Source organism: Pseudomonas sp. 1928-m, from assembly GCF_029269135.1.
Lineage (GTDB): Bacteria > Pseudomonadota > Gammaproteobacteria > Pseudomonadales > Pseudomonadaceae > Aquipseudomonas.
Genome location: NZ_JARIXO010000006.1, coordinates 102,794 through 127,176, shown reverse-complemented (window position 1 = coordinate 127,176; position 24,383 = coordinate 102,794). Strand labels below are relative to the sequence as shown.

19 protein-coding genes and 4 tRNA genes are annotated in these 24,383 nt (G+C 62.0%); 5 read left to right on the top strand and 18 right to left on the bottom strand.

Annotation, left to right across the window (positions count from 1 at the left end):
* Positions 1-142: 142 nt before the first annotated feature.
* From asd to leuC, 4 genes are read right to left on the bottom strand one after another with little or no spacing between them, the layout of a single operon-like run.
* Positions 143-1,255 carry an aspartate-semialdehyde dehydrogenase gene (asd, locus tag P3C18_RS17500; RefSeq protein WP_069521323.1) on the bottom strand — a complete coding sequence of 371 codons (1,113 nt, stop codon included), beginning with the start codon at positions 1,253-1,255 and terminating at the stop codon, positions 143-145.
* A gap of 52 nt (positions 1,256-1,307) precedes the next feature.
* Complete coding sequence (leuB, locus tag P3C18_RS17495) at positions 1,308-2,390, bottom strand: 3-isopropylmalate dehydrogenase (RefSeq protein ID WP_275963091.1); 1,083 nt, start codon at positions 2,388-2,390, stop codon at positions 1,308-1,310.
* Between the two features lie 51 nt (positions 2,391-2,441).
* Positions 2,442-3,089: a 3-isopropylmalate dehydratase small subunit gene (leuD, locus tag P3C18_RS17490; RefSeq protein ID WP_275963090.1), complete on the bottom strand. Its 648-nt coding sequence runs from the start codon at positions 3,087-3,089 to the stop codon at positions 2,442-2,444.
* Between the two features lie 10 nt (positions 3,090-3,099).
* Positions 3,100-4,527 (bottom strand): 3-isopropylmalate dehydratase large subunit, encoded by a 1,428-nt coding sequence (leuC, locus tag P3C18_RS17485; RefSeq protein ID WP_275963222.1) that lies wholly within the window; start codon positions 4,525-4,527, stop codon positions 3,100-3,102.
* Between the two features lie 183 nt (positions 4,528-4,710).
* Here leuC and P3C18_RS17480 point away from each other — a divergent pair, with 183 nt between their 5' ends.
* Complete coding sequence (locus P3C18_RS17480; RefSeq protein ID WP_275963089.1) at positions 4,711-5,604, top strand: LysR family transcriptional regulator; 894 nt, start codon at positions 4,711-4,713, stop codon at positions 5,602-5,604.
* 103 nt (positions 5,605-5,707) lie between these two features.
* Positions 5,708-9,007, top strand: coding sequence for a PAS domain S-box protein (locus P3C18_RS17475; protein WP_275963088.1), 3,300 nt, complete (start codon positions 5,708-5,710; stop codon positions 9,005-9,007).
* A 48-nt stretch (positions 9,008-9,055) separates the two neighbouring features.
* Here P3C18_RS17475 and P3C18_RS17470 read toward each other — a convergent pair whose 3' ends face one another.
* On the bottom strand, positions 9,056-9,502 hold the full coding sequence (locus tag P3C18_RS17470) for an Hsp20 family protein (RefSeq protein ID WP_275963087.1): 447 nt from the start codon (positions 9,500-9,502) through the stop codon (positions 9,056-9,058).
* A 129-nt stretch (positions 9,503-9,631) separates the two neighbouring features.
* Here P3C18_RS17470 and P3C18_RS17465 point away from each other — a divergent pair, with 129 nt between their 5' ends.
* Positions 9,632-10,378 carry an SDR family oxidoreductase gene (locus P3C18_RS17465; RefSeq protein WP_275963086.1) on the top strand — a complete coding sequence of 249 codons (747 nt, stop codon included), beginning with the start codon at positions 9,632-9,634 and terminating at the stop codon, positions 10,376-10,378.
* Between the two features lie 210 nt (positions 10,379-10,588).
* On the opposite strand, the gene P3C18_RS17460 is transcribed toward P3C18_RS17465, so the two are convergent.
* From P3C18_RS17460 to P3C18_RS17440, 5 genes are all read right to left on the bottom strand, one after another.
* Positions 10,589-11,569, bottom strand: a complete 981-nt coding sequence (locus P3C18_RS17460) for a tRNA-dihydrouridine synthase (protein WP_275963085.1) — start codon at positions 11,567-11,569, stop codon at positions 10,589-10,591.
* A gap of 113 nt (positions 11,570-11,682) precedes the next feature.
* Positions 11,683-12,132 carry a thioesterase family protein gene (locus tag P3C18_RS17455; protein WP_275963084.1) on the bottom strand — a complete coding sequence of 150 codons (450 nt, stop codon included), beginning with the start codon at positions 12,130-12,132 and terminating at the stop codon, positions 11,683-11,685.
* Positions 12,129-12,779: a bifunctional 4-hydroxy-2-oxoglutarate aldolase/2-dehydro-3-deoxy-phosphogluconate aldolase gene (locus P3C18_RS17450; protein WP_275963083.1), complete on the bottom strand. Its 651-nt coding sequence runs from the start codon at positions 12,777-12,779 to the stop codon at positions 12,129-12,131. Before P3C18_RS17450 ends, P3C18_RS17455 begins: the two co-directional genes overlap by 4 nt.
* Before the next feature lie 36 nt (positions 12,780-12,815).
* A complete protein-coding gene (gene edd / locus P3C18_RS17445) occupies positions 12,816-14,624 on the bottom strand; it encodes a phosphogluconate dehydratase (RefSeq protein WP_275963221.1) in 1,809 nt (602 codons plus the stop codon).
* A 102-nt stretch (positions 14,625-14,726) separates the two neighbouring features.
* The gene (locus tag P3C18_RS17440; RefSeq protein ID WP_275963082.1) at positions 14,727-15,407 is read right to left on the bottom strand and encodes a 6-phosphogluconolactonase; all 681 of its coding nucleotides are present in this window, start codon (positions 15,405-15,407) and stop codon (positions 14,727-14,729) included.
* A gap of 100 nt (positions 15,408-15,507) precedes the next feature.
* Between P3C18_RS17440 and P3C18_RS17435 the strand changes: the two genes are divergently transcribed.
* Positions 15,508-17,364, top strand: a complete 1,857-nt coding sequence (locus tag P3C18_RS17435; protein ID WP_275963220.1) for a diguanylate cyclase — start codon at positions 15,508-15,510, stop codon at positions 17,362-17,364.
* On the opposite strand, the gene P3C18_RS17430 is transcribed toward P3C18_RS17435, so the two are convergent.
* The 7 genes from P3C18_RS17430 to gltX form a co-directional block, all read right to left on the bottom strand.
* Positions 17,334-18,173 carry an alpha/beta fold hydrolase gene (locus P3C18_RS17430; RefSeq protein ID WP_275963081.1) on the bottom strand — a complete coding sequence of 280 codons (840 nt, stop codon included), beginning with the start codon at positions 18,171-18,173 and terminating at the stop codon, positions 17,334-17,336. The two genes, P3C18_RS17435 and P3C18_RS17430, sit on opposite strands and share 31 nt — an antisense overlap.
* A gap of 10 nt (positions 18,174-18,183) precedes the next feature.
* Entirely contained in the window at positions 18,184-18,723 is a 540-nt protein-coding gene (locus P3C18_RS17425) for a TetR/AcrR family transcriptional regulator (RefSeq protein WP_275963080.1), read from the bottom strand.
* A 242-nt stretch (positions 18,724-18,965) separates the two neighbouring features.
* Positions 18,966-19,041, bottom strand: a tRNA-Glu gene (locus P3C18_RS17420).
* Positions 19,042-19,105: 64 nt separating this feature from the next.
* A tRNA-Ala gene (locus P3C18_RS17415) sits at positions 19,106-19,181 on the bottom strand.
* 51 nt (positions 19,182-19,232) lie between these two features.
* Positions 19,233-19,308: transfer RNA gene (locus P3C18_RS17410), tRNA-Glu, on the bottom strand.
* Between the two features lie 63 nt (positions 19,309-19,371).
* Positions 19,372-19,447, bottom strand: a tRNA-Ala gene (locus P3C18_RS17405).
* Positions 19,448-19,593: 146 nt separating this feature from the next.
* Positions 19,594-21,075 (bottom strand): glutamate--tRNA ligase, encoded by a 1,482-nt coding sequence (gene gltX / locus P3C18_RS17400; protein ID WP_275963079.1) that lies wholly within the window; start codon positions 21,073-21,075, stop codon positions 19,594-19,596.
* Positions 21,076-21,318: 243 nt separating this feature from the next.
* Between gltX and P3C18_RS17395 the strand changes: the two genes are divergently transcribed.
* A complete protein-coding gene (locus P3C18_RS17395; protein WP_275963078.1) occupies positions 21,319-22,215 on the top strand; it encodes an EamA family transporter in 897 nt (298 codons plus the stop codon).
* Positions 22,216-22,309: 94 nt separating this feature from the next.
* Here P3C18_RS17395 and uvrB read toward each other — a convergent pair whose 3' ends face one another.
* Positions 22,310-24,325: an excinuclease ABC subunit UvrB gene (gene uvrB, locus P3C18_RS17390; protein ID WP_275963077.1), complete on the bottom strand. Its 2,016-nt coding sequence runs from the start codon at positions 24,323-24,325 to the stop codon at positions 22,310-22,312.
* Positions 24,326-24,383: the final 58 nt, after the last annotated feature.

Below are 24,383 nucleotides of genomic sequence, written 5' to 3'. Positions count from 1 at the left end.
CAAGGCTCGAAGAAATAAGCCCAGCACTGTATAGGCGCACCCGCCAAATGCAAAGGAGCGGACTGCTGAGCGCTCGATTTGACTCGAACGTCCAACAGCCCGCCCCTTTTAGACAGCCTGCTCGCGTATCAACGCTGCGCGATTAACGCTCCAGCAGGATACGCAGCATGCGCCGCAGCGGTTCAGCCGCGCCCCACAGCAGCTGATCGCCGACAGTGAACGCGCCGAGGTACTGCGAACCCATGTTGAGTTTGCGCAGACGACCAACCGGCACACTCAAGGTACCGGTTACCGCAGTCGGACCCAGCTCGCGAATGCTCGCTTCGCGCTGGTTTGGCACCAGCTTGACCCAAGGGTTGTGCTGGCTGATCAGACCTTCGATGTCCGACAGCGGCACATCCTTGTTCAGTTTGATGGTCAGCGCCTGGCTGTGGCAGCGCATGGCACCGATGCGCACGCACAGACCGTCGACCGGGATCGGATTCTTGAAGCGACCCAGAATCTTGTTGGTCTCCGCCTGGCCCTTCCACTCTTCGCGGCTCTGGCCGTTTGGCAGTTCCTTATCGATGTAAGGAATCAGGCTGCCGGCCAGCGGTACGCCGAAGTTGTCGACCGGGAAGGACTCGCCACGCATGGCTTCAGCCACTTTGCGGTCGATATCCAGAATGGCGCTGGCAGGATCAGCCAGTTCATCGGCTACCGAGGCGTTGATCGCGCCCATCTGCTTGATCAGCTCACGCATATTCTGCGCACCAGCACCGCTGGCCGCCTGATAGGTCATAGCGCTCATCCACTCGACCAGGCCAGCCTCGTACAGACCACCCAGAGCCATCAGCATCAAACTGACGGTGCAGTTGCCGCCGATGTAGTTCTTGGTGCCAGCATCCAGCTGCTGATCAATCACCTTGCGGTTGACCGGATCGAGCACGATGACCGAGCTGTCGTCCATGCGCAGCGACGAGGCAGCATCAATCCAGTAACCCTGCCAGCCGGCTTCGCGCAGCTTGGGGAATACCTCGCTGGTGTAGTCGCCACCCTGGCAGGTCAGAATCACGTCCAGGCTTTTCAGCTCGTCAATGCTGTAGGCGTCCTTCAAAGGCGCCGTTTCCTTGCCAATAGCGGGGCCTTGGCCGCCGACATTGGAGGTGGTGAAGAACACCGGTTCGATCAAGTCGAAATCCTGTTCTTCCAGCATACGTTGCATCAGCACGGAACCAACCATGCCGCGCCAACCGATCAGACCTACACGTTTCATAACCACTACACCTATATAAGCTGACCGCCGGAGCCCCGGCGGGCCAGGAAGATTACAGACTACGCAGCGCTTCGACTACCGCATCACCCATTGCCGCAGTGCCGACCTTGGTCGTACCCGCGCTGTAGATGTCACCGGTGCGCAGGCCCTGATCCAGCACCTTGCTCACGGCCAGCTCAATGGCATCAGCTGCAGCCGTTTGATTGAAGCTGTAACGCAGCATCATCGACACCGACAGAATGGTCGCCAACGGGTTGGCAATGCCCTGGCCGGCGATATCCGGCGCACTGCCGTGGCACGGCTCATACATGCCCTTGTTGTTGGCATCCAAGGAGGCCGACGGCAGCATGCCGATGGAGCCGGTGAGCATCGAGGCTTCATCCGAGAGGATGTCACCGAACATATTGTCGGTGACCATCACGTCGAACTGCTTGGGCGCGCGCACCAGCTGCATCGCCGCATTGTCGACGTACATGTGGCTGAGTTCGACGTCCGGATAATCCTTGGCCACCTCAATCACCACGGCGCGCCACAGTTGGCTAGAGGCCAGCACGTTGGCCTTGTCCACCGAGCAGAGCTTCTTGCCACGCACACGGGCCATGTCGAAACCGACGCGGGCGATACGGCGGATTTCGCTCTCGCTGTACGGCAGGGTGTCGTAGGCCATGCGCTCGCCGTTTTCCAGCACTTTGCTTTCGCGCGGCTGACCGAAATAGATGCCGCCGGTCAGCTCACGCACGATGAGGATATCCAGGCCAGCAACGATTTCGCGCTTGAGGCTGGAAGCATCGGCCAGCTGCGGGTAGAGAATCGCAGGACGCAGGTTGCCGAACAGGCCCAGCTGCGAACGAATTTTCAGCAGGCCACGTTCCGGGCGGATCGCCGGGTCAATGGTGTCCCACTTCGGGCCGCCTACGGCGCCGAGCAGAATGGCATCAGCGGCCTTGGCGCGCGCCAGGGTTTCGTCGGCCAGCGGCACGCCGTAACGGTCGATGGCCGCACCACCGAGGTCATCGAAACTCAGTTCGAAGCCCAGGTTGTACTTGTCGTTGGCCAGTTCCAGCACCTTGACCGCTTCGGCCATGATTTCCGGGCCGATACCGTCGCCGGGGAGAATCAGAATCTGTTTGGACATACTTTTCTCAACTCATTAAATAAGCGAGTGGCGCATGCACTCGCCCGCTGATTACTTGATGGCGCCGAACAGCCAGGGGCTGCGCTGCTGATAAGTGGTTTCAAAGGTCTTGATCGCGTCACTGTCCTGCAGGGTCAGGCCGATATCGTCCAGGCCATTGAGCAGGCAATGCTTGCGGAAGGCATCGACCTCAAAGCTGTACTGCACGCCATCCGGACGGGTCACGGTTTGCGCAGCCAGGTCGACGGTCAGCTGGTAGCCGACCGTGGCTTCTGCCTGCTGGAACAGCGCATCGACCTCGTCTTCCTTGAGGATGATCGGCAGCAGGCCGTTCTTGAAACTGTTGTTGAAGAAGATATCGGCAAAGCTCGGCGCGATGATCGTGCGGAAACCGTACTCTTCCAACGCCCAAGGCGCGTGTTCGCGGCTCGAACCACAACCAAAGTTCTCCCGCGCCAGCAGCACGCTGGCGCCTTGATAGCGCGGAAAGTTCAGCACGAATTCCTGGTTCACCGGGCGCTTGGAGTTGTCCTGATTCGGCTGACCGACATCGTGATAGCGCCACTCATCGAACAGATTCGGGCCAAAACCCGTGCGCTTGATCGACTTCAAGAACTGCTTGGGGATGATCTGGTCGGTGTCGACGTTGGCGCGATCCAGTGGTGCAACCAGGCCGGTGTGTTGGGTAAAGGCTTTCATCGTCAGCTCCTTAGGCCTGGATCAATTCGCGCACATCGATAAAGCGGCCGGTCACCGCAGCGGCTGCAGCCATTGCCGGGCTAACCAGATGCGTACGCCCACCGGCGCCCTGACGGCCTTCAAAGTTGCGGTTGGAGGTGGAGGCGCAATGCTCGCCACTGCCAAGTTTGTCCGGGTTCATCGCCAGGCACATGGAGCAGCCCGGCTCGCGCCATTCAAAACCGGCTTCGATAAAGATGTGGTGCAACCCTTCCTGTTCCGCCTGGGCTTTGACCAGGCCAGAGCCCGGCACCACCATCGCCTGTTTGATGGTGCTGGCGACCTTGCGACCCTTGGCCACTTCAGCGGCGGCGCGCAGGTCTTCGATTCGCGAGTTGGTGCAGGAGCCGATAAATACGCGATCCAGCTGGATATCGGTGATCGCCTGATTGGCCTGCAAACCCATGTATTTCAGGGCACGGATAATCGAGTCTTTCTTCACCGGGTCGCTTTCGGCGGCTGGGTCCGGCACGTTCTGATCCACAGCCAGCACCATTTCAGGCGAAGTACCCCAGCTGACCTGTGGTTTGATGTCTTCGGCGCGCAGCTCAACCACAGTGTCGAAATGCGCATCGGCATCGGACACCAGGTCCTGCCACTGCGCCACGGCGGCGGCCCAATCGGCGCCTTTCGGGGCAAACGGACGGCCTTCAACGTAGGCAATGGTTTTCTCATCCACCGCCACCAGGCCCACGCGGGCGCCGGCTTCGATGGACATATTGCAGATGGTCATGCGCCCTTCCAGCGACAGGTCGCGGATTGCGCTGCCAGCAAACTCCAACGCATGGCCGTTACCGCCGGCGGTGCCGATCTTGCCGATCACTGCAAGCACGATGTCTTTGGCAGTAACGCCGAACGGCAGCTGACCTTCGACCAGCACCTGCATGTTCTTCATCTTCTTGGCCACCAGGCACTGGGTCGCCAGCACATGCTCGACCTCGGAGGTGCCGATGCCGTGGGCCAGGGCGCCGAAGGCACCGTGGGTCGAGGTGTGCGAGTCGCCGCAGACCACGGTCATGCCCGGCAGGGTGGCGCCCTGCTCTGGACCAACGACGTGAACGATGCCCTGGCGGATGTCGTTCATCTTGAATTCGAGGATGCCGAAGTCATCGCAGTTCTCATCCAGGGTTTGCACCTGAATCCGCGACACTTCATCGGCGATAGCTTCCAGGCCACCCTGACGCTCGGCCTTAGTGGTCGGCACGTTGTGGTCCGGGGTGGCGATGTTGGCGTCGATGCGCCACGGTTTACGGCTGGCCAGACGCAAGCCCTCAAAGGCCTGGGGCGAGGTCACTTCGTGGAGGATATGCCGGTCGATATAGATCAGCGACGAACCATCGTCGCGGCGCTTCACTTCGTGCATTTCCCAGAGCTTGTCGTACAGCGTTTTGCCGGCCATCAGCGAGTCCCTCATCAGCGTCTTTCTATGCCAAGGCAAATAGCCCTTTGGCTTATGGGGTAATCCTATGGGCTTGCATTAAATTACTCAAATTCATATTTTTCATTCAAAGCATTCCACAATGGAATACAAATAAGCTTAAACAGCGCACATTGCGCCCCGCACACCGCCAGGAACAGCCGCATGGATCTCGCCACCCTCAATGCTTTTATTGCCATCGCCGAGCTGGGCAGCTTCTCCGAAGCGGCGGAGCGCCTGCACCTGACCCAGCCGGCAGTAAGTAAACGCATCGCCAGCCTGGAGCAGCAGCTGAGTGTGCGCCTGTTTGATCGCCTGGGCCGCGAGGTGAGCCTGACCGAGGCCGGCCGCGCCCTGCTACCGCGGGCTTACCAGATTCTCAATGTGCTCGATGATACGCGCCGCGCACTGACCAACCTGAATGGCGAGATCAGCGGTCGCCTGACCCTGGCCACCAGTCATCATATCGGCCTGCACCGCCTGCCACCGCTGCTGCGCGCCTTTACCCGGGCGCACCCGCAGGTGGCGCTGGATATCCAGTTTCTCGACTCCGAAGTGGCCTATGAAGAGGTGCTGCATGGCCGCGCCGAGCTGGCGGTGATCACCCTGGCTCCGGAAACCCGCGAGCCGGTGCATGCGGTGGCCGTGTGGGACGATCCGCTGGATTTCGTCGCAGCACCCGAGCATCCGCTGGCACGCAGCAAGGCGATCAGCCTGGCCGATGTGGCGCACCACCCGGCGGTATTTCCCGGCGGCAACACCTTTACCCACCATATCGTGCGGCGCCTGTTCGAGGCCCAGGGGCTGACGCCGAATATCGCCATGAGCACCAACTACCTGGAAACCATCAAGATGATGGTCTCCATCGGTCTGGCCTGGAGCGTACTGCCGCGCACCATGCTCGACGAACAGGTCGCGCGCCTGCCATTGCCGGGCATCCAGCTGACCCGCCAGCTGGGCTATATCAGCCATACCGACCGCACCCTTTCCAACGCTGCGCGGGCCTTTATGAACCTGCTGGATGCCCAGCGTGATGGCCTTGCAATGGCCAACGACTAAGGGCTAACGTGGGCTTATAACGATAAGAAAGGTTTCTGCATGACTCAGCCCCGTTGCTCAGCCAAAGGCCAGAAAACCCACGCAGACAAAGGAAGCGTTGGTCGTGGCTAAATCCAGTGATCGCCGTCCGCCACTGCCGTTTATCCCGGCGCTGGACCCTGCCGAATTTGAAAGCACCTGGAACGATGCTCCGCGCCTGTTGCGTGCGCTCAACGGTGCCAAGCTGGGCACCTGGTACTGGGATATCGAAAGCGGCCGGGTCAGCTGGTCTCGCGGCGCCCAGGCCCTGTTCGGCCTCGACCCCAAGCAGCCGCTGGAAAAACGCATCGACTATATCGAGCTGATCCCCGAGGAAGACCGCCCCGACGTCCTGCGTCTGTTCGAACAACTGCTGGCTGGCAACCCAAGCAACCGCGCCTTTCGCCACCGCATTCGCTGGCCAGACGGCAGCCTGCACTGGCTGGAAATCAGCGGCAGCCTGCAACTGGATGCCGATGGCAAACAGCGGGTTATTGGCGTTATCCGCGACATAAGCAGCCAGCAAGCCCGCGAACAGGCGCTGCGCAGCAGCGAGGAAAAGTTCGCCTATGCCTTCAATTACAGCCCCGACGCCGTGGTCATCACCGAGAAATCCAGCGGCCGCTTTGTCGAGATCAACGCCGGCTTCGAGCGCCAATTTGGCTGGACCAGTGAACAGACCCTCGGCCGTACCTCCCTGGAAATGGGCATCTGGGCCTGCCTGAAAGACCGTCAACGGATGATGGATGCGGTCAAAAGCAACACCCTCAACGGCCTGGAAGTACCGCTTTACCACCGCGACGGCAGCATCCGCAAAAACCTGCTGTTTGGCGGCGAAATACTCCTGGACGGTATCCCCTGCCTGGTCCTGTCGCTGCGTGATATCACCCAGCAACGCCAGCAGGAACAGGACCTGCACGACAGCCAGGAACGTCTGAATCTGGCCCTGGACTCGGCCGACCTCGGCACCTGGGACTGGCACATCCCCAGCAATATGCTGTTTGGCTCGGCCCGCGCCTCAAAGCTGCACGGCTTGGCGGACGAGCCCTTTCATGACGATTTCCGCAAGTTCTTCAGCTTTGTTCCGCTGGAAGACCGCCACGCCATGCGCAAACACTTCAACAACCTGGCGCTGGGCCTGACCGAGGAATACCAGGTCACCTACCGCGCGGTGTACGGCAACCAGGAGGTGCATTACCTGGAAAGCACCGCCAAGCTCTACCGCGATGCCGATGGCAAGCCCGAGCGCATGGCCGGCATTCTTATCGACATCAGCGAGCGGGTGCGCCGCGAACAGAGCCTGGCCGCCTCCGAAGCCAAATTCGCCAACCTGTTCCAGGCCAGCCCCGACCCCGTCGCCCTGACCACCCTGCCGGACGGCGTGGGCATGGAAATCAACGCAAGCTTCAGTCAGACCTTCGGCTGGCAACCCGAGGAAGTCATCGGCCGGCGCATGACTGACCTGAACTTCTGGGCCAACCTCGACGTGCGGGCCGCGCTGTACGACAAGCTCGAACGCGACAAAAGCCTGCACAACGAAGTGGCGGATTACCTGGATAAACAGGGCCGAGTGATCACCTGCGYGGTTTCATCCAGGCCCATGCTGCTGAATAACCAGCGCTGTATCCTCACCACCTTCCGCGACATCAGCGAGCGGCAGAAAGCCCAGGCTGAGCTGCAGGCCAGCCAGGAAAAGTTCGCCCTGGCGTTCCACTCCAGCCCCGACGCCATCACCATCACCGAGCGCGATACGGGCCGCTATATCGAAGTCAACGAAGGCTTCGGCCGCCTCACCGGCTATAACGTGGATGAGGTGATCGGCCGCAGCGCCATGGAGCTCAATGTCTGGGCAGACCTGGCTGAGCGGGACGCGATGGTGCAGAAGCTGCAGCGCGAGGGCCATGTCTACCACATGGAAATGCACGGCAAGCACCGCGACGGCACGGTCAAGCTGGTCGAGGTGTCGGTCGAGCCCATCGAACTCAACAACACGCCTTGCCTGCTGCTTACCGCGCGCGACATCAGCGAGCTCAAGGCAGCCCAGGCCCAGGTGCAACACCTGGCCTACCACGACTCGCTGACCAACCTGCCCAACCGCGCGCTGCTGCTCGACCGCCTGACCCAGCAGATATCCCTGCTCAGACGCCACGAACTGCGCGGCGCCCTGCTGTTTATCGACCTCGACCACTTCAAGCACATCAATGATTCGCTCGGTCACCCGGTCGGTGATGCGGTGCTCAAGCTGGTTACCGCACGCCTGGAAGCCAGCGTGCGCCAGGAAGACACCGTGGCGCGCCTGGGCGGCGACGAATTTGTCGTGCTGATTTCCGGCCTGGAAGGCAAACGCTCGAAGGTGGTGCAGCAAGTCCGCGCCCTGGCGGAAAAACTGCGCCACCTGCTGGCCAAACCCATGCTGCTCGACGGCCATCAACTGCAAGTCACCCCGAGCATCGGCATCGCCCTGATTCCCGACCATGGCGACACCCCCTCGGACCTGCTCAAGCGCGCCGATATCGCCCTCTACCGGGCCAAGGATTCCGGGCGCAACTGCATCCAGCTGTTTCGCAACACCATGCAGAAAGCCGCCAGCGAACGCCTGCGCCTGGAAAACGACCTGCGCCTGGCGCTGGCGCGGGGCGAGTTCGAACTGCACTTTCAGCCCCAAGTGGATGCGCGCAACAACCAGATCATTGGCGCCGAAGCCCTGCTGCGCTGGATGCACCCAACCCTGGGCGCGCAATCACCGGCGCTGTTTATCCATGTGCTCGAAGAAAGCGGGCTGATTCTCGAAGTCGGTGGTTGGGTCCTCGCCGAAGCCTGCCACGCCTGCGCCCAGTTGCTTGAGCAGGGCATGGTCAACGCCGCACAGTTCAGCCTGTGCGTGAATATCAGCCCTCGGCAGTTCCGCCAGAATGACTTTGTCGAATTGGTGGAAAGCAGCCTGACCAGCAGCCACCTGCCGCCGCATATGCTCAAGCTGGAAATCACCGAAGGCATCGTGATCCAGAACATCGACGACACCATTGCCAAGATGAACCGCCTCAAACGCCTCGGCGTGACTTTCGCCATGGACGATTTCGGCACCGGCTACAGCTCGCTGACCTACCTCAAGCGCCTGCCGGTGGATGTGCTGAAGATCGACCAGTCCTTCGTGCGCGACGCCACCCTGGATGCCAACGACGCAGAAATCATCCGCGCCATCGTCGCCATGGCGCGCAGCCTGGGTCTGGACATGATTGCCGAAGGCGTCGAGCAGATCGATCAACTGGAGTTTCTCCAGCAGCAGGGTTGCCACCACTACCAGGGCTACCTGTTCAGCCGTCCGGTGCCGCTGGAGCAGTTCCGTCAGTTACTGCACGACAACCGCATACCGGCCCCCCTGTAAAACAACAAGGGCACCCGCAGGTGCCCTTGTTGTTAACAGCGTGGCTGTTTAACTCTGCAGCACAGTGCGGCTGCCCCCAATCGGAATGCGCTTGGCCTTGGCCTCTTCCGGCACGATGCGCACCAGGTCGATATTCAGCAGACCGTTAACCAGGCTGGCCGCCTTGACCTCGATATGGTCGGCCAGACGGAACGACAGCTTGAACGCCCGCTGAGCGATGCCCTGGTACAGATAGGTGACGTTGTCGGCGCTGGTGTCGCGCTTGCCGCCGGTAACGGTCAGCACGCCGCGCTCGACCTGCAGTTCCAGATCGTCTTCCTGGAAGCCCGCCGCGGCGACCACGATGCGGTATTGATCGTCGGCATACTTCTCGACGTTGTAGGGTGGATAGCTGCTGCCCGCCTCGTTGCGCATGGCCGACTCGAACAGATCATTGAAACGGTCGAAGCCAACGGACTGACGGAACAGCGGGGTCATGGAAAATGCGGTGCTCATGATTTAAATCTCCTGAAATTCAGCGAGTGGTTAACCGCGGAACCCGACTTCGGCATCCCGCAAACTAAAAATGTGGCTGCTCAGGTAGATTTCAAGCCTCTGCAAAATTTTCTTACAGGGAGCAATTCGATGAGCAAGGTCATGCTGATCACCGGCGCCAGCCGCGGTATTGGCGCCGCCACCGCCAGGCTGGCGGCTGCCCAGGGTTATGCGCTGTGCCTGAACTACCACCGGCAGCAGGCAGCGGCTGAGGCGCTGGTGAGCGAAATCACCCAGGCCGGTGGCCAGGCCATTGCCGTGCAGGCGGATGTCGCCGACGAAAACCAGGTGATGCAGTTGTTCGCCCGCCTCGACCAATACTTTGGCCGCCTCGATGTACTGGTCAACAACGCCGGTATCCTGGAAACCCAGATGCCTTTGCAGCAGATGGACCTGGCGCGCTGGCAGCGGGTATTTGCCACCAATGTGTTCGGCAGTTTTCTCTGCAGTCGTGAGGCGGTCAAACGCATGTCGGCCCGCCAGGGCGGCAACGGCGGCGCTATCGTCAACCTGTCCTCGGTGGCTGCGCGGCTCGGCGCGCCGGGGGAATACATCGACTACGCAGCGGCCAAAGGCGCCATCGACAGCATGACCCTGGGCCTGGCCAAGGAAGTGGCGGCCGATGGCATTCGCGTAAATGCGGTACGCCCAGGAGTGATTGAGACCGAGATTCACGCCAGCGGCGGCGAGCCGGAGCGGGTCGCGCGGGTCAGCCAGAGCGTGCCCATGGGCCGTGGCGGTTTGGCCAGCGAGGTAGCTGAAGCGATTCTCTGGCTGGCCAGCGAACAGGCCTCGTACACCAGCGGCGCGCTGCTGGATGTCAGCGGCGGGCGCTAGTCGCACAGTGGCAATGCGAAGCACGTAGGGTGGATGACGCTTTTTCATCCACCCAATGTCGAGAACATGGTGGATCGGTGCAGCGTGATCCACCCTACGAACTATGTAGCCCGCCTAAATTCATAGAGCAGGCCCTGGCGCAATCCGGGTTAACGAACCCCCGGATTGCGCTGCGCTTATCCGGGCTACAGGCTCAGGCTCGATAAAGAGTCAGGCGCTCGCCTGCTCGGCACGCTCAGGCTCGATAAAGTCGATACCGAGCAGACCATCGATACGCAGGCAATCGCTTTCACGGCGCAGCAGGTTGAACAGCTCGGTGGCTTCGGGGTAGCTGCGCGTCAGCATCGCCAGCCATTGTTTGAGCCGCCCCGGTGCGTAGCGTGGCGACATCTTGCGCCGCGCCTGCAGCCAGAAATCCGCCAGCAGCGGCTGCAATTCAGCCCAGCTCATAGGCAGCACATCCTGCCCGGCCTTAGCAGCAGCGATCTGCCGGGCCAGGTCCGGGCGTGCGACCAGGCCACGGCCGAGCATGATGTCCTCAACCCCGCTGACCTCACGGCAACGCCGCCAGTCATCCAGGGTCCAGATCTCGCCATTGGCGAAAACCGGCACTTTCACCGCCTCTTGCACGCGCGCCACCCACTCCCAATGCGCCGGTGGCTTGTAGCCTTCGACCTTGGTCCGCGCATGCACCACGATCTGCGCCGCGCCACCATCGGCCAGGGCCTGGGCGCACTCCAGGGCGTAATCCTTGTGATCAAAACCCAGGCGCATTTTCGCCGTCACCGGAATCGCTGCCGGCACCGCACGGCGCACCTCGCGGACGATGGCATGCAGCAGCTCGGGCTCTTTGAGCAATACCGCGCCGCCACGGGACTTGTTCACCGTCTTGGCGGGGCAGCCGAAATTGAGGTCGATCACTGGCGCCCCCAGGTTGCAGGCAAAGGCGGCGTTGTCCGCCAGGCAGGCGGGATCGGAGCCGAGAAACTGCACGCGCAACGGTGTGCCGGCAGCCGTTTGCGCGCCGCTGAACAATTCAGGCGCGAGCTTCTCGTAGCTGCTGACGGGCAGCACCCGCTCAGTGACCCGAATAAATTCCGTCACGCACCAGTCGATGCCGCCCACCTGAGTGAGCACATCGCGAAGGATTTCGTCGACCAACCCCTCCATCGGGGCCAGGGCGATTTGCATAGGCAGTCTCTTGAAAATTCTTTGCCGCGCGAGCTAAAGGGCGCATATAGAAAAACGCCGCGTAGTGTACGCGGCGCGGTGGTGAAGCGCTCAGGCATTAGCCCGACGGTGCGTCACAGCTCCATCGGGAAAGGTGGCTGCAACGCCGCGCCATAGCCTTCGACGAACTCTGGCGGCATGCGCTTGGGCTTGCCGCTGGACAACTCGATGCAGACAAAGGTGGTTTTCGCCCGCAGCAGGGTAACGCCGTCTTCCGGGCGAATCAGCTGGAAGCGCCGGTCCATCTTCAGGCGCTGGTCGGACTCGACAATCCAGGTGGCCATCTGCAGCTGCTGGTCTTCATAGGCACTGGCCAGGTAGTCGATCTCATGGCGCAGTACGGCCATGGCGCGGTCGAGGCGGCGATACTCAGCCAGATCCAGGCCGAGAAACTGCGAATGGCGCCAGGCGCAGCGCTCCAGCCAGCTGACGTAGACCGCATTGTTGGCGTGACCGAGGCCATCGATATCCTCTGCAGTCACCTGAATATCGATGACAAAGGGATTGCTCAGCTCCCAGTTCATGCCGGCTGCTCCAGGCTACCGGCCAGGGCGCGGGCCTCGGCCGCCAATTGAGTGATCTGGTCCCAGGCGCGGGCGCGCACCAGGTTGCTTGGCGCGATCCAGGTGCCGCCGACGCAAGCCACGTTGGGTAGGCGCAGGAAGCTCAGCAGGTTATCCGGGGTTACCCCACCGGTTGGGCAGAAGCGAATGCCGGTGAACGGCCCCTTGAAGCTCTTGAGCATCTTGATGCTGGTGGCGCCGTTGGCCGGGAACAGCTTCAGCGAGCGATAACCATACTCCAGCGCCAGCAGCACTTCCGAGGGCGTCATCACCCCCGGCAAATACGGCAAGCCGGAGTCTTCCGCCGCCGCCGCCAGGCGCTCGGTGCAGCCAGGGCTGACGGCGAACTGCGCACCGGCATCACGGGCTTCGCTGAACTGCTCGGCATGAATCAGGGTGCCAGCGCCCACCAGCAGGTCCGGCAATTCCTTGCGCATGGCCGCCAGGGCATCCAGCGCGCCAGGGGTGCGCAGGGTCACTTCCAGCACGCGAATGCCGCCGGCGTGCAGCGCACGGGCCAGGTCCACCGCCAGGCTGATATCGTCGATCACCAACACCGGCAACACCGGGCGGGCCTGTTGCAGCACCACATCCATCGTCAGGCTCATGCCTTGCTCCCCGCTCTCAAGATTCAATCATCGCGTTCAGTCTTCAAACAGGCTGCTGGCGCCCTGCTCAGCCGAGCCAACCAGACGGCGCTGGGCGGCGAACATTTCCAGACCATAGCCCAATTCCAGCTCGGCACTGGCAGACGCCAATGGCCGCGCGGCCAGTTGCTGCGCGCTCAGCTCCACCTGCAGCAGCCCGTTTTGCGCATCCAGCACCAGCCAATCACCGTCCTGCAACCGCGCCAAGGCGCCTCCTGCCGCCGCCTCCGGGGTGACGTGCAAGGCGGTGGAAACCTGCCCGGATGCGCCGGACATGCGCCCATCGGTAATCAGTGCGACACGCTGGCCGGCTTGCTGCAGATTGGCCAACAGCGGCATCAGTTTGTGCAGCTCAGGCATGCCATTGGCTTGTGGGCCTTGGAAGCGCACCACCAACACCAGGTCACCTTGCAGCTCGCCAGCGCTGTAGGCGGCCTGCACGCCCGCTTCCGAATCGAAAATGCGCGCCTGGGCGCGGATTTGCCAGAACGCCGGGTCCACCGCCGAGGTTTTCAGGATGGCGCGGCCCAGGTTGCCGGTCAGCAGCACCAGCCCGCCCTCCTCGGCAAACGGCTCGGCGACCGGCCGGACAATATCGGGCGCTGGGCTCTGCGCCGGCAGCTCGCGCCAGGCCAAGCGCTCGCCATCCAGCCAGGGTTCGCGGGTGTAAGCACGCAAGCCATGCCCAGCGGCGGTGGCAACATCGTCATGCAGCAAGCCGGCGCCGAGCAGCTCACGCAGCAACCAGGCCGGCCCACCGGCGGCCTGAAACTGATTCACATCCGCCGCACCATTGGGATAAACCCGCGCCAACAGCGGTACGACCCTGGACAGTTCGGCGAAATCATCCCAGCTCAATTCATAACCAGCCGCCCGGGCAATGGCCGGCAGGTGCAGGGTGTGGTTGGTCGAGCCGCCGCTGGCGAGCAAGGCCACCACCGCATTGATCAGCGCCCGCGCATCAATCTGTTGACCGACCGGTAAGTAACGTTCGCCCTGGCGGCTGTTATGCGCCACCAGGCGCGCGGCTTCATCGGTCAGCGCATCGCGCAGCGGCGTGTAGGGATGGATAAAGGCGCTGCCCGGCACGTGCAGGCCCATGGCCTCCATCAGCAACTGATTGGTATTGGCGGTGCCGTAAAAGGTGCAGGTGCCGGCCTGGTGATAAGCAGCCAGCTCGGCAGCCAGCAGCTCATCACGGCTGGCTTCGCCACGGGCGTAACGCTGGCGGACGGCGGCTTTCTCCTTGTTTGGCAGGCCCGACTGCATGGGCCCGGCCGGGACGAATACCGCCGGCAGGTGGCCGAAATGCAGCGCACCGATCAGCAGGCCGGGAACGATCTTGTCGCACACGCCGAGATACAGCGCGCCGTCAAAAATGCCGTGGGTCAAACCAATGGCGGCGGCCTGGGCAATCAGGTCACGGGAGAACAGCGACAGCTGCATGCCAGCCTCACCCTGGGTGATGCCATCACACATGGCCGGCACCCCGGCGGCGAACTGCGAGGTCGCGCCGGCCTTGGCCAGCGCCACTTTCAGGCGTTCGGGATACTCCCTGAGCGGTGCATGGGCCGAAAGCAGATCGTTGTAGCTGGAGATGATCGCGACATGCGGTGAGCCGCCCTGCTTCATGATCAGCCGCGCATCCTCAGGCTGCGCAGCCAGGGCATGGGCCAGATTGGAGCAGCCCAGGGCCTGATGCGCGGTGCGCCCGGCCGCCAGGGCCAGGCGCTGCAAATAACGCTCGCGGCGCTTGGCCGAACGCGTTTCCAGTGCGGCGGTAACCTGCTCAACAACCGGATGCAACATGACGAGTCCCTTTATCGGCGAGGTACAGGCTTACAGTGTAACGGCTTAGCCACTGCTCTAACGCAGCAGCGCCTATGTGCAGCAGACCTCAACATGCTCTCAGGGTGCCCAGTAGATATTTACCGGCAACGGGCTGCGCTGCAGCCAAGCATACAGCGGTAACTCGCGAGCCGAAGGTTGATCCGCCAGCACGGCATCAATCAGCTCGCGCTTGCGCTCGCCGAACGCCAGCAAGCCCAACCACTTCCCGCGCTGCAACATCGCCAAATTTAGTGATAACCGCTCACGCGGCTCTTGCGGCGCCAGCGCTGGCAAGGCTGCAGGCTCGGCTTGCGGATCGAGCGCAGCCGCCAGGCCAGGCATACCGGGAAACAGCGAGGCGATATGGCCGTCTTCCCCCATCCCCAGCAGCACCGCGCTAAACGGCGACCACTGCGCCAGTTGCTCGCCCCAGCTGTCCGCCGACTGGGGCAACGTCGCGCCCTGGCGTGGGTCCAGGCAGTTAGCCTGTGGCAATCCCCGATGCAGCAGCTGCCAATTGCTTTCGGCGGCCTGCGCTGCCACCCAGCGCTCATCACTGGGGCTGAGGTCGATACGCTGACTGTCCAGCTGCTGCGCCAGCAAAGGCAACAAGGCCCGCGGGCTACTGCCGCCAGGCAGGATCAGCCCAGCGCGAGGCTGTTGCGCCAGCGTGGCCTGAATCTGCGCCAGCAGATCGGCGGCCAGCGCATGCAGGCAAGCGTCGCGCTGAGCATGGCAATGCAGCAAATTTTGGCTCATAAGCAACCCCGGCTAAGCTATCGGTATGTCATAAGGCCGCGCAATAATGCACCTTTGTCGTGTCCGCCAACATCCTTGCTAGGGAAAGCCTCTTTTGATCGTGTTGCTGCGCGTACTTCTACTGCTGTTGTTGCCGGCACTGGCGCAGGCCACCAGCCTGCCGCTGCTGGCCAGCGATACGTCACTGCTGCCTGGCCCCGCCATGCACGTCTGGGCAGACCCCGAAGGCCTGGCGGACATCCACAGCGTTCGTCAGTTGCCTGCATCCGCCTGGCAACCGGTGGCCCGTCGCGATGCCAGTTTCGGCTACAGCACCCACGCCTACTGGCTGCGTTTCAGCCTGCACAACCCGGCGGATAACGCCATCAACTGGGTGCTGTTGATCGGTAATCCACTGCTCGACACCCTGGACGCCTACGGCCTGGACGACGGCCGGGTGTATCAGGCCGGCGACCAGCGGCCATTCCACCAACGCTGGGTTAATCACCGCCAACTGGTGCTGCCATTCAGCCTGGCAGCCGGAGAAGAACGCGAGCTGATCCTGCGCATGCAGACCGACGGCTCGGCCAACCTCAGCGCCAGCCTGATGAGCGCCCAGGCCTTCAACCAGCACGAACAACGCATGCTGCTGTTACAGGGTCTGTTTTTCGGCGCCCTACTGGTGATGATGATCTACAACCTGTCGATCTTTATCATCACCCGCGACCGCAACTACCTGTGGTACAGCCTGTTTGTCGCCAGTTTCAGCCTCTACCAGTTCATCCAGCTGGGTTTTGCCCTGCAATGGTTCTGGCCCGAGTCACTGGCCTGGCAGCAAATGAGTTTCCCGTTCAGCTCGGCACTGGCAACCCTGTTCGGCGTGCTGTTCACCTATGGCGTACTCGACCTCAAGAACCAACACCCGGCGTACCGTTCGATCTGCCGCGGCCTGATTGGCAGCAGCCTGCTGGTGATGGCGCTGGCATTGGTTGCTCCCTATCTCGTCGCACTGATCGGCAGTTTCGTGCTGCTACTGGTTTGCGCAATTTTCGGCTGCATCTTCACAGTGCTGCGCTGGCGCGATGGCTACCCGCCGGCCAAGCTGTTCGCCCTCGGCTGGTCAGCGCTGATTATCGCCAGCCTGTTCAGCGTGCTCAGCGGCACCGGCCTGATCGCCAATTCGCTGCTAACCCTGCACGCCCAGCAGATCGGCAGCCTGCTTGAGCTGGTGATTTTCTCGATTGCCCTCGGCTCACGCATCCGCCTGGCGCAAAGCGCCCAGCAACAGGCCCAGGCCCAGCTGTTTGCCAACGAGCACGAACTGCGCATGGAACAGGCCAAGAGTCTGGATCTGCAGCAGCAGATCAACGAAGGCCTGGAAGCCCGCGTAGAGGAGCGCACCGCCTCCTTGCAACAGGCCCTGCAGGAGCTTTCCACCGCCAACCGACAGCTGGCCGAACTCAGCCGTCGCGACAGCCTGACCGGGCTGTTCAACCGCCAGGTGCTCAACGAAGAACTGGAGCGCATGCTCGCCCAGGCCAACCGCAGCCAGCAGCCAATCGCCATGCTGATGATGGACCTGGATCACTTCAAGAAGGTCAACGACCAGCACGGCCATCTGGTTGGCGACGCCTGCCTGCAGCACGCTGCCCTGCGCATGCAACAGCGCATGCGCAGTAATGACCTACTGGTACGTTTTGGCGGCGAAGAGTTTGCCGCCGTGCTCTGCGACACCGATCAGTCCGGCGCCATGGACCTGGCCGAACAACTGCGTGCCGACCTGGCCAGCCACCCTTGCATGCACCAGGGCCTGAGTATCGACCTGAGCTTGAGCATCGGCGTGTATGCGCTGATTCCAGATGCCGGCAGCGATCGCGAACAGTTGCTACGCCACGCCGACCAGGCGCTATACCAAGCCAAGGCCGCCGGGCGTAACAAGGTTATCGGTTACGAGGCCAGCGCCTTGGACGATGTCTGATTCAGCGACGCCAACAGTTCCAGCACCGCCTGCACCACCCGCGGGTCGGCCAATACCCGCTGATGCCCGCCGTTTTCCAGGCGTAGCAGGCGGCTGTCGAACCAGCTCTGATGAATCGCCTCCGCCTCGCTGAACGGCACCATCGGGTCGTCCTCTGCATGCACGACCAATCCGGGGAAATCCAGCTGGTAGTGCGCGCTATCAAGCTGCCCAGCAGGAATCCCAGCTTTCTCTTCGACCAACCGGACAAAGTGCGCGCGCGCCTGACGCGGCAAGCCCATATAGCGCGAGAAGCGCCGCAGCATGGTCAGAATCCGGCTGGGCGCGGCAATGCTCACCAGCGCCTCAGTACGCAAGCCCAGCTGGGTGGCCAGCAAGGCACTGGCGCCACCCATGGAATGGCCAATTACCGCTTTTAGCGGCGGCAGCTCGCTGGCGGCCTCTAGTAAGGCGCGGGCAAACAGCACCACATTGGCTTCACGCCCAGGCGAACGACCGTGGGCCGGGGCATCCAGCGCCACCACACCGTAGCCGGCATTGACCAGGGCCTTGATCAGCTCAGCGAACTGCGTCGGCCGGCCTTCCCAACCATGCATCAGCAACACGGCCGGTCCGCTGCCCCAACGCAGCGCTGACAAACCGAAGCGCAGGGTGATGCGCTCGGCCTGCGCCAGCAATGGCAACTCCCAATCCCGCGGCGGCGAGGTGTGCGGCGTCATAAACTCCCGGCGCAACTTGCTGGCCAGGGCATGCGGTGCCAGCAGACCAATCGATGTGTTGAAACCACGAACCCAGCTCATGCTATTCATTGCCATATCCTCAGACGATTGCCGATTTAGCAGCACGCAAGACTCGATCAGACAACTCGCCAGGACCCAGCGCGCGTGCCAGAGCCAGCCCTCCGACCATCAAGGCGATATCGGCCAGCGCCTGATCAGCCTCTTCAGGACTGCCCGCCAGCTGCGCCGTCATCAGCTCGATATGCTCCGCCAGCACCGCGCGAAAACCATCCGGCATACGCGCCAGCTCACCTACTGAACTGGGCAGCGGACAACCCTGCTCACCGGCATCGCGGTGCTTGCGCGACAGATAGAAGGCCGCCAGCAGCACCCGGCGTTCGTGAGCAGGCAAAGCCGGATCAAGCTGCATGACCCGCTCTCGACGCTGGCAGAGCATCTGCTGGAACACTTCCAGCATCAGCGCATCCTTGCTCTCGAAATGCGCGTAGAAGCCGCCGACCGTCAGACCAGCCGCCCCCATCACCTCGCCCACGCTGGGCTCAGCCGGACCACGCTGCAACAACGCCGCGCAGGCAGCAGCCAGGATGCGTTCGCGGGTGTGCGCCTTCTTCTCGCTCATGCTCGACTCCTTAATATTACGACTGCAATATTATAGGCGTAATACAATTAAGCAAGCCTGAGCGGCAACCACTGATCGGCTAGAGAAATAATCTTCAGGAGGTAGAAGAAACTGCCTGGAGCAATGTTTAACGTCGCGCAGTGACGCGCCCGGAGGGTGGCCACCACGGATAGCAGGCCATAAAAACAAAAGGGCCATTCAATAATGAATGACCCTTCAAAATCCCGCAGAGCGGGCAAAAATGGCGTCCCCTAGGGGACTCGAACCCCTGTTACCGCCGTGAAAGGGCGGTGTCCTAGGCCACTAGACGAAGGGGACGAAACCTTCGAAGAACAAGGCCAGCTTTACGCTGGCCCCGTGGCAGTTGTTACTACTGCAAAATTGGTGGAGATAAACGGGATCGAACCGTTGACCTCTTGCATGCCATGCAAGCGCTCTCCCAGCTGAGCTATACCCCCAGATTTATCGCCTCTCGGCTCACAGTCCAAACCGGCACTGCTTTTTGAAACTGGCGTCCCCTAGGGGACTCGAACCCCTGTTACCGCCGTGAAAGGGCGGTGTCCTAGGCCACTAGACGAAGGGGACGTAACCCTTCTACAACCAACCAGCTGCAAGAGCTGATTGTGGCAAGCCTTGCGGCTTTGAAGATGGTGGAGCTAAACGGGATCGAACCGTTGACCTCTTGCATGCCATGCAAGCGCTCTCCCAGCTGAGCTATAGCCCCATCTCAAGGACGGGGCGCATGTTAAGAGCACGCCCCACACCTGTCAACAAAATTTTTACCTGCATCAGCATTCTTTATGCTGACAGAACAACCACTTACCCCATACCGGCACGCCAAAACGACGGCCGGACGGGGCATTCAGCTGCTTAGCCAATGGCTGCCAGCAGCTTCTCCCACTCTTTGTTTTCTTTCTTCGACACGCCGCCGAGCAGTTCGATGGCCTGACGCAGACGGAAGCGAGTGAGGTCCGGACCAATAATTTCCATGGCATCGAGCACCGACACCGAGCTGGCCTGGCCGGTGACAGCAGCAAACATCAGCGGCATGGCGTCGCGCAGTTTCAGCTCAAGGTGCTCGACCACCGCCTGGATGCAGCCAGTGATCTTGTCCTTTTCCCACTGACGCAGCGCTTCGAGCTTCCACAGAATCAACTGCATCAACTGACGCACCTGCTCGGCCGAGAGCTTCTTGTGCTCGAACAACGCGGCATCCGGAGCCACGCCGCCGGCAAAGAAGAAGCTGGCCAATGGCGCGATCTGGCTAAAAGTTTCCACTCGACCCTGCACATGCGGTGCGATCTGCATCAGGTAGTCGCTGTTGAACGCCCACTTCTGCGCGCCAGCGGCGAATTCTTCGACGCTCAGTTCGCGCATCCACTGGCCGTTGAGCCAGGACAGCTTCTCCAGATCGAAGATCGGCCCGCCGAGGGAAACTCGATTGATATCGAAGTGCTCAACCATCTCGTCGAGGCTGAACTTCTCGCGCTCGTCCGGCATCGACCAACCCATGCGGCCCAAGTAGTTGAGCATCGCCTGCGGCAGGAAACCCATGCGCTCGTAGAAGGTGATCGAGGTCGGATTCTTGCGCTTGGACAGCTTGCTCTTGTCTGGGTTACGCAGCAGCGGCATATAGCACAGCTGCGGCTTGTCCCAACCGAAGTATTCGTAGAGCAGAATCAGCTTAGGCGCCGACGGCAGCCATTCTTCCCCGCGCAGCACGTGGGTGATGCCCATCAGGTGGTCATCGACCACGTTGGCCAGGAAGTAGGTCGGCAGGCCATCGGTCTTCATCAGCACCTGCATGTCCATGCGATCCCAGGGGATCTCCACTTCGCCACGCAGCATATCCGGCACCACGCACACGCCTTCAGTCGGCACCTTCATACGCACTATGTTCGGCTCGCCGGCAGCCAGGCGCTGCTGCACCTCTTCACCGGAGAGTTGCATACAGTGGCCGTCATAACGCGGCGTCTGCTTGGCTTCCATCTGCTCGGCGCGCAGCTTGTCCAGGCGCTCGGCGCTGCAGAAGCAGTGGAAGGCATGGCCCTTCTCCACCAGCTCGGCGCTGTACTTCTGGTAGATATGCCCACGCTCGCTCTGCCGATACGGGCCGTGCGGGCCACCGACGTCSGGGCCTTCGCTCCACTCGATACCCAGCCAGCGCAGGGCGTCGTAAATCTGCTGTTCCGACTCGCGGGTCGAGCGCACTTGATCGGTATCTTCGATACGCAGGATAAATTCGCCACCGTGCTGACGGGCAAAGCACAGGTTGAACAGGGCGATATAGGCGGTGCCTACGTGCGGATCACCAGTGGGCGACGGCGCGATACGGGTACGAACGGTGGTCATGGCGGCTCTCAGAGAATGTGCAACGGGCAATCTTTCAAGGGCGCGATATTAACAGGCTGGCCGCCGCCGGCTCCAGCCAGCGCGGCTATTTCAGCGACGCCAGCGCCTGCGGCGGGTTAACGCTTTGTCTTGTAGCGCGTAGCAGGCTGGACAACAACGCCAGCCCGCTTAGACTGACGCCCTCTACTGCGGGCCTTGCCACTTTTCCAGGCACCCGCCCTGCCCTCGTCAACTCAGATCGCCATGCCTACCCCATCACGCACCCGCAGCCTGCTGCTGATTGTCGCCTTTGCCACTATTTATATCGGCTGGGGCACCACCTACCTGGCCAACCACTTCCTCCTGCTGGAGCTGCCGCCGTTCGTCATCGGCAGCCTGCGCTTCTCGATTGCTGGCCTGCTCGCCCTGGCCTGGGTGGTGCTCAGCGGTCAACTGCGCATGCAGCGCAGCGACTGGGGCGGCGTGCTGATCGGCAGCCTGGCGCTGATTGCAGTCGGCCAGGGCGCGCTGATCTACGCCAACCAGTATTTGCCGACCGGCATGCTGGCGATGCTCTACACCACCCTGCCGCTGTGGAGCGTGGCGCTGGAATGGCTGCTCGGTGAGCGCCCGCCGTTGTGGGTGATGTGTGGGCTGGCGCTGGCCTGCAGCGGGATTGTGCTGCTGATGAACAACGGCCTGGATCACAGCGCCTCTATCGAACAGTGGTTCGCCGGCCTGYTGGTGGTGTTCGCCACCCTGCTCTGGGCTGGCGGCGCCTGGCTGATGCGTCAGCGCCCGCCGTTTCGCTCCAGCTGGCTTGGGCTGAGCCTGCAGATGCTAATCGGTGCACTGCTGCTGGCGCTGTTCGGCCTGTGGCACGGCGACTGGCAGGCGTTGGACCTGCACACCATAAGCGGCAATGCCTGGCTGTGGCTGGCCTACCTGGTGCTACCGGTCAGCCTCGGCGTGTATCCGGCGTATTTCTGGCTGCTGCGCGAGGTGCGACCGAGCCTGGTGTCGACCTTCGCCTTCGTCAACCCGGTAGTAGCGCTGTTGCTGGGCTACCTGCTGCTGGGCGAACGCCTCAGCCTGATGGCGATGGTGGCTTGCGGCATCACCCTCGGCGGCGTGGTGCTGATTATCTTCGGCCGACGCTGAACAGCATTTGTGGGAGGGGCTGGGCGGCACTCCGCTTTAGCCGCGAAGCAGCAGTCGCCTTGTCGCGGCTAAAGCCGCTCCCACATTCGCTCAATCAAACCTGCAGCAATCGATCGCGCAGCTTCTGAATTTCGTCGCGCAACTGCGCCGCGGCCTCGAACTCCAGATCGCGGGCCAGGGCATACATCTTCTCTTCCAGCTGGCGAATGCGCTTGCTGATCTCGCTCGGTGAACGCAGCTCGTTCTCGTAACGCGCGCTTTCTTCGGCGGCCTGGGCCATGCCCTTGCGCTTCTTGCTGCGCGAGCCGGGCACGGTGGCGCCTTCGAGGATGTCCTGAACATCCTTGAACACGCCCTTGGGGGTGATGCCGTTGGCTTCGTTGAAGGCGATCTGCTTGTTACGCCGGCGCTCGGTTTCGCCGATGGCGCGCTCCATCGAGCCGGTCATGCGGTCGGCATACAGAATCGCCCGGCCGTTGAGGTTACGCGCGGCGCGGCCGATGGTCTGGATCAGTGAGCGCTCGCTGCGCAGAAAGCCTTCCTTGTCGGCATCGAGAATCGCCACCAGCGACACCTCCGGCATATCCAGGCCTTCGCGCAGCAGGTTGATGCCCACCAGCACATCGAAGGCGCCGATGCGCAGGTCACGGATGATCTCGACCCGCTCTACCGTGTCGATATCCGAGTGCAGGTAGCGCACCTTAACGCCGTGATCGCCCAGGTAATCCGTCAGGTCTTCAGCCATGCGCTTGGTCAGCGTGGTAACCAGCACACGCTCCTCAATGGCCACGCGCTTGTGGATTTCCGAGAGCAGATCATCGACCTGAGTCAGAGCCGGGCGCACCTCGATCTGTGGATCGACCAGGCCGGTCGGCCGCACCACCTGTTCGATCACTCGCCCGGCATGCTCGGCCTCGTAGTTGCCCGGCGTGGCGGAAACGAAGATGGTTTGCGGGCTGGCAGCCTCCCATTCTTCGAAACGCATCGGCCGGTTATCCAGCGCCGACGGCAGGCGGAAGCCGTATTCCACCAGGGTTTCCTTGCGTGAGCGGTCGCCCTTGTACATCGCGCCGACCTGCGGCACCGAGACGTGGGACTCGTCGATCACCAACAGCGCCTCGTCCGGCAGGTAGTCGTACAGCGTCGGTGGCGGTTCGCCAGGGCCGCGCCCGGACAGGTAGCGCGAGTAGTTTTCGATGCCGTTGCAGTAACCCAGCTCGATGATCATCTCCAGGTCGAAACGGGTGCGCTGCTCCAGGCGCTGCGCTTCCACCAGCTTGTTGGTGCTGCGCAGGTACTCCAGGCGTTCGGCCAGCTCGACCTTGATTTTCTCCACCGCCTCCAGCAGCACCTCGCGCGGGGTGACGTAGTGGCTCTTGGGGTAGAAGGTAAAGCGCGGCAGCTTGCGGATCACCTCACCAGTCAGTGGATCGAAGGCCGAGATGCTTTCCACTTCATCGTCGAACAGCTCGATGCGAATGGCTTCCAAATCCGATTCTGCCGGGAAAATGTCGATCACGTCGCCACGCACACGGAAGGTGGCGCGGGCGAAATCCATGTCGTTACGCGTGTATTGCAGGTCGGCCAGGCGGCGCAACAAGGCGCGCTGATCCATTTTGTCGCCGCGATCGACGTGCAGCACCATCTTCAGGTACGACTCGGGGCTGCCCAGGCCGTAGATGCACGACACGGTGGTGACGATAATTGCGTCCGGCCGCTCCAGCAGCGCCTTGGTCGCCGACAGGCGCATCTGCTCGATATGGTCGTTGATCGAGGCGTCCTTCTCGATAAAGGTATCGGAGGACGGCACATAGGCCTCGGGCTGGTAGTAGTCGTAGTAGGAAACGAAATACTCCACCGCATTGTTCGGGAAGAAGCTCTTGAACTCGCCGTACAGCTGCGCGGCCAGGGTCTTGTTCGGTGCCAGCACCAGGGTCGGACGCTGGATCTGCGCGATCACGTTGGCGATGGAAAAGGTCTTGCCCGAGCCCGTTACGCCAAGCAATGTCTGGTGCGAAAGGCCTGCTTCCAGGCCTTCGACCATCTGCCGAATCGCCTCGGGTTGATCGCCGGCCGGCTGGAAACGGGTGACCAATTGAAACTCGGACATGATGGACCTCGACAAGCGGCTGTGACGCGGCCTGAAAGCCTACGTCAAAACCGGTGAA

Excerpts from the sequence above, each read along its gene's own strand:
- asd (WP_069521323.1), bottom strand. The coding sequence starts at position 1,255 with ATGAAACGTGTAGGTCTGATCGGTTGGCGCGGCATGGTTGGTTCCGTG.
- leuB (WP_275963091.1), bottom strand. The coding sequence starts at position 2,390 with ATGTCCAAACAGATTCTGATTCTCCCCGGCGACGGTATCGGCCCGGAA.
- leuD (WP_275963090.1), bottom strand. The coding sequence starts at position 3,089 with ATGAAAGCCTTTACCCAACACACCGGCCTGGTTGCACCACTGGATCGC.
- leuC (WP_275963222.1), bottom strand. The coding sequence starts at position 4,527 with ATGGCCGGCAAAACGCTGTACGACAAGCTCTGGGAAATGCACGAAGTG.
- P3C18_RS17480 (WP_275963089.1), top strand. The coding sequence starts at position 4,711 with ATGGATCTCGCCACCCTCAATGCTTTTATTGCCATCGCCGAGCTGGGC.
- P3C18_RS17470 (WP_275963087.1), bottom strand. The coding sequence starts at position 9,502 with ATGAGCACCGCATTTTCCATGACCCCGCTGTTCCGTCAGTCCGTTGGC.
- P3C18_RS17465 (WP_275963086.1), top strand. The coding sequence starts at position 9,632 with ATGAGCAAGGTCATGCTGATCACCGGCGCCAGCCGCGGTATTGGCGCC.
- P3C18_RS17460 (WP_275963085.1), bottom strand. The coding sequence starts at position 11,569 with ATGCAAATCGCCCTGGCCCCGATGGAGGGGTTGGTCGACGAAATCCTT.
- P3C18_RS17455 (WP_275963084.1), bottom strand. The coding sequence starts at position 12,132 with ATGAACTGGGAGCTGAGCAATCCCTTTGTCATCGATATTCAGGTGACT.
- P3C18_RS17450 (WP_275963083.1), bottom strand. The coding sequence starts at position 12,779 with ATGAGCCTGACGATGGATGTGGTGCTGCAACAGGCCCGCCCGGTGTTG.
- P3C18_RS17440 (WP_275963082.1), bottom strand. The coding sequence starts at position 15,407 with ATGAGCCAAAATTTGCTGCATTGCCATGCTCAGCGCGACGCTTGCCTG.
- P3C18_RS17430 (WP_275963081.1), bottom strand. The coding sequence starts at position 18,173 with ATGAATAGCATGAGCTGGGTTCGTGGTTTCAACACATCGATTGGTCTG.
- P3C18_RS17425 (WP_275963080.1), bottom strand. The coding sequence starts at position 18,723 with ATGAGCGAGAAGAAGGCGCACACCCGCGAACGCATCCTGGCTGCTGCC.
- uvrB (WP_275963077.1), bottom strand. The coding sequence starts at position 24,325 with ATGTCCGAGTTTCAATTGGTCACCCGTTTCCAGCCGGCCGGCGATCAA.